The sequence below is a fragment of the Variovorax sp. P1_H2 genome (assembly GCF_056405295.1).
In genome coordinates this window covers 1-4,214 of the sequence record NZ_JBFUCJ010000226.1, presented here as the reverse complement: position 1 = coordinate 4,214, position 4,214 = coordinate 1, and the positions used below count along the sequence as shown (strand labels likewise).

Here is a 4,214-nt window from a genome sequence, read left to right as displayed (position 1 = left end):
GTGTCCAACCTGCCAAACTGCCCGACTTCATAGGCAGAAAAGTGGGCGAGGCCGAGCCAGTCCGGAAGCTTGTGTGCGAGGCATAGCATGACGACRAAGAGCATGTATACCAAGCAGGAAGACGACGAAGGCGGCAGCGGCCGCCGCGGCGGCGTTGCCGTCGATCCCCAAGGAACTGATTGACCAGTCCATGAAGGGGGCCATGAGTGCTGGGGCGGTGCAGGCGGGCCAGCCGCGAATCAATGATCCCTGCCTGCCATCAACGGTTGGACTCCGAATGGAGCCATTGGATGAAGGCAAGTGGGACCGGCTGCGCCATCGATTGTTGTGTTGTGAACACCGAGTAGCTCTGGGTGTGCTTCTGGACGTGCGGATGTGCCTGAATCAGCTCGCCGTTGAGGATTTCACGTTGGGCGAAATAGTTGGGCACGAGCGCCAACCCTATTCCCGAACGAACCGCTTCTAGCATCGTCGAGAACAGATCGAAACGATGCCCGGCCAACGGATTTTGCGGAATGCGCGTGAGCCTGGCATCCGCAAACCAGTGCTGCCAAGCCTGCGGTCGATTGGTCAGATGAACGAGTGGCACCCGACGGAAGTCGCCGACGCTTGCGCGTTCTGCAAACGGAACGTGTGGCGAGCAGATCGCCATACACGACTCGCTCATCAGTGGTTCCCGATTCGTGCCCGGCCAGATTGCGTCGCTATAGTGGAGCGCAACGTCGAAAGGCGGTTCGTACGTGTAGAGCTTGTTCGGGAACTCACGTACCGTGACGCTCACGTGCTTCTGCCGCGCAAGGAATCCACCGAGGCGAGGCACCAGCCAACGCTCTGCCAACACCGGCACCACACCGACGACCAGTGAAGTCTCACCTTGGCGCAGCGACAAAACTTCCAGCGTGTGAGCCTGAAGTCGCAGGAGATCGTCGTCGATTCGGTCACGAAAGAACCGGCCTGCATCGGTCAGCGTGACACCGCGAGCGGAGCGAGTGAACAGCTTCAGGCGCAGTTGATTTTCAAGCTTCTGAAGTTGCTGGCTGACGGCGCTGTGGGTAAGGGAAAGGTCATCCGCAGCTTGACTGAGGCTTTGTCGACGGGCCACGGCGCTGAAGATTTGCAGCGCTCGGGTCGAAGGAAGAAACTGGGACATGGGCTGTAAGCAAAACTGTGAGCCTGACAGAATTATGCCAAGCGACCTTCCATGGATCGAAACACAATTCGTGGTTTTCAAGGAGCACGTCGCATGTTCAAACTTCGCTTCGGCCGCCATGTTCCGATCGGCGTCGCCGCGAGCACCATCGTTCTTGGCCTCCATCTGGCCCAGGCCCAGCCCGTAGCCGCGACGCCGTCAATCGACCCGCCTGTTGACCAAGGTATAGCCCGAGTTCTGGCTTCGCCAGTGATGCAACGTGTCCTGCAATCGGTCAAGGACGATCACGAGAGGTCGTTGCAGGACTTGAAGCTGTTGACTGAAATTCCCGCACCACCGTTCAAGGAAAAAGCGCGTGCAGAGGCGTTTCTGGCCCGGGCCAAGGCGCTAGGTCTCGACGCCCGCATCGATGCCGAGGGGAACGTGATCGCAATCCGCAAGGGCGTTGGTCGCGGTCCGAAGCTGCTCGTTTCCGCGCATCTCGACACAGTGTTTCCCGAAGGCACCGATGTCACGGTGAAGGTGCGAGACGGCAAATGGTTCGCTCCCGGCATCTCCGACGACACGCGGGGACTGGCGGTGCTCCTGTCATGGGCCAAGGTGCTCAATGATCTCGGCGTCCAAACCGTCGGTGACCTGATGATCGTCGCCAACGTGGGGGAAGAAGAACTTGGCGACCTTCGAGGCATCAAGGCCGTGTTCCGCGATCACACCGACATCGATGGCATGGTGGGCATGGAGCCGGATCCCACCGGTTCCATCACGACGAGCGGCGTTGGGAGTCATCGTTACGAGGTGACTTTCAAGGGGCCTGGTGGCCACAGCTACGTGACTTTTGGACAACCGAGTGCGATTCATGCAATGGCGCGTGCCGTCGCGAAGATCGCTGACGTACGAACACCCTCCAGTCCCAAGACCACTTTCAATGTCGGGACCGTGGTCGGTGGAACCGCCGTGAACGCAATAGCCGCCGAGGCACGTATTGCCATCGATATCCGGTCGGCCGACATGGCGTCATTGTTGGATGCTGAACGAAAGATCCTTGCCGCAGTTGCTGCCGGCGTGACGGAGGAAAACCAGCGTTGGGACAGCAATGCGATGAGCTTCACCACACGCCTGATTGGCGATCGCCCGGGCGGCAGCACGCAAACGAATTCGACCATCGTGCAGACGGCAGTGCGAGCAACGACCGCTTTCGGCCGGCCCGTACCACAACTGGTGCCGAACAGCAGCGACGCCAATGTGCCGATGTCGCTCGGGATTCCTGCCTTGATTGTGTCCAATGGCGGCGAGTCGGGCGGTTGGCACACCACCGGGGAATGGTGGAATCCAGCGAGCGGTTGGGAGGAAGCTCAGGTTGGCTTGACGACAGTGCTCGCGCTCGTGGGAATCAAGGACGTCAGCGAGCCGCTGCTTCGCCGCAGGAACTAGTCCACTGAACCATTGAAATTGGCTGTGTATGCTCCACCTTGGAAGCATGCACAGAATGAATTTGACCAAGCAAGAGCGCGGCGAACTTGAGGCGGTGATCCGCAAGCGGCACGGAAGTGCTGCGCTGGCGCGGCGGGCGCGCTGCGTGCTGCTGTGGGCCGATGGCGAGCGGCGCGTGGACATCCGAACCAAGCTTGCCTGCAACGACGGTTTCGTGACCCGCTGGACGCGGGCATTCGAGCTGGAGGGTCTGGCCGGGCTGGTGTCGCTGCATCCGGGCCGTGCGCCCGAGCGGCCTGTGGCCAAGCTGGAGGCGCGGGTGTTGAACAAGACGCTCAAGCACAAGCCGTCGGATGGCTCCACGCATTGGAGCAGCCGCAAGCTGGCGGCCGAGCTGGGCGACGTGTCGTTTTCCGCCGTGCAACGCATCTGGCGCAAGCACGGTCTGCAGCCGCACCGACTGGATCGGCACCTGGTCTCCAATGACCCGGACTTCGAGACGAAGGCGGCGGATGTGATCGGCCTGTATCTGAATCCTCCCGCGCATGCGGCAGTGTTCTGCGTGGACGAGAAGACGGCCATCCAGGCGCTTGATCGCAAGGACCGCATGCTGCCGCTGGCGCCCGGGCGCGCCGAGAGTCATGGCTTCGAGTACAAGCGCAACGGCACGTTGAGCCTGTTCGCCGCATTGAACACCGCCACTGGCGAGGTCCTCGGCAAGACCGCTGCGCGCCACACCAGCGAGCAGTTCGTCGCCTTCCTGCAGGACGTGCTCGCCAGCCAGCCGCAACGACGAGAGATCCACGTCATCTGCGACAACGTCAGCAGCCACAAGACCCCGCTTGTGCAGGCCTTTCTCGCCGAGCACAAGCATGTCCAGATCCACTACACGCCGACCTATTCTTCCTGGCTCAACCAAGTGGAAAACTGGTTCTCGCGCATCCAGCGAGACGTCATCAGTCGAGGCATCTTCACCTCGGTCAAGGACCTCGACAAGAAGCTCATGCGCTACATCCGCGCGCACAACAAAGACCCAAAGCCGATCAAGTGGAAGTACGACGATCCGAATCGTCGATACCGCCAATTCTTCTGATTCAGTGGACTAGCGCGGAGGTGGCAAGGAACTTCACTGCGAGATGCCGCCGTGATGCTACGCGCTTCCGACGCAATGGCAAGATGATCGGCTCCCGCCGCTCTCGTTTCGTACGCCAGTGACCGCTTGTCAGTGTCAAGGCTGGGAGGTTGTGATGAACTTCCGCTCCTGGCCGCATTCTGCCTGTCGGTCTCAAGCGAGACGGCGTCAATCGTCAACGTTTTGGTATTGCTCGATTTGGCACGCATAGGTACCCGGCTGAGTCGAGCAGACCGAATAGGCGTGAGGCGGGGTGCTTGCGCAACCGGCCAGGAACGACAGAAGAATCGCATTCGCCATCTTTTGCACGGACCCTCCTATCGGCGGTCTGACGGCCGGGTTGAGCATCCTGACGGACGATGCCTTACCGGTCGCTTCGAGCATAGCCAACTGGGGTGTCGTCGGGAATGTCCGGTTGTGGCCGACCGTTCGAGCGGGAGGGGTGCAACCGTTGCGGACGCGCCCCTCCGTGTCAACTACGGAATCTGCGACTTCGTCGCC

General features: G+C 60.8%; 4 protein-coding genes. 2 read left to right on the top strand and 2 right to left on the bottom strand.

Annotated elements, in window-relative coordinates:
• Positions 1 to 259: 259 nt before the first annotated feature.
• Positions 260 to 1,150, bottom strand: a complete 891-nt coding sequence (locus tag AC1D2E_RS34980) for a LysR family transcriptional regulator (protein ID WP_478201655.1) — start codon at positions 1,148 to 1,150, stop codon at positions 260 to 262.
• Positions 1,151 to 1,243: 93 nt separating this feature from the next.
• On the opposite strand from AC1D2E_RS34980, the gene AC1D2E_RS34975 reads away from it, so the two are divergent.
• Complete coding sequence (locus AC1D2E_RS34975; RefSeq protein WP_478201654.1) at positions 1,244 to 2,581, top strand: M20/M25/M40 family metallo-hydrolase; 1,338 nt, start codon at positions 1,244 to 1,246, stop codon at positions 2,579 to 2,581.
• 46 nt (positions 2,582 to 2,627) lie between these two features.
• Positions 2,628 to 3,674 carry an IS630 family transposase gene (locus tag AC1D2E_RS34970; RefSeq protein WP_478201653.1) on the top strand — a complete coding sequence of 349 codons (1,047 nt, stop codon included), beginning with the start codon at positions 2,628 to 2,630 and terminating at the stop codon, positions 3,672 to 3,674.
• Between the two features lie 207 nt (positions 3,675 to 3,881).
• Here the strand turns inward: AC1D2E_RS34970 and AC1D2E_RS34965 are convergent.
• A partial coding sequence (locus AC1D2E_RS34965; RefSeq protein ID WP_478201652.1) for a hypothetical protein occupies positions 3,882 to 4,214 on the bottom strand: 333 nt, incomplete at its 5' end.

Bases quoted from the DNA above. Each gene is read 5' to 3' on its own strand.
- AC1D2E_RS34980 (WP_478201655.1), bottom strand. From the start codon at position 1,150: ATGTCCCAGTTTCTTCCTTCGACCCGAGCGCTGCAAATCTTCAGCGCC.
- AC1D2E_RS34975 (WP_478201654.1), top strand. From the start codon at position 1,244: ATGTTCAAACTTCGCTTCGGCCGCCATGTTCCGATCGGCGTCGCCGCG.
- AC1D2E_RS34970 (WP_478201653.1), top strand. From the start codon at position 2,628: ATGCACAGAATGAATTTGACCAAGCAAGAGCGCGGCGAACTTGAGGCG.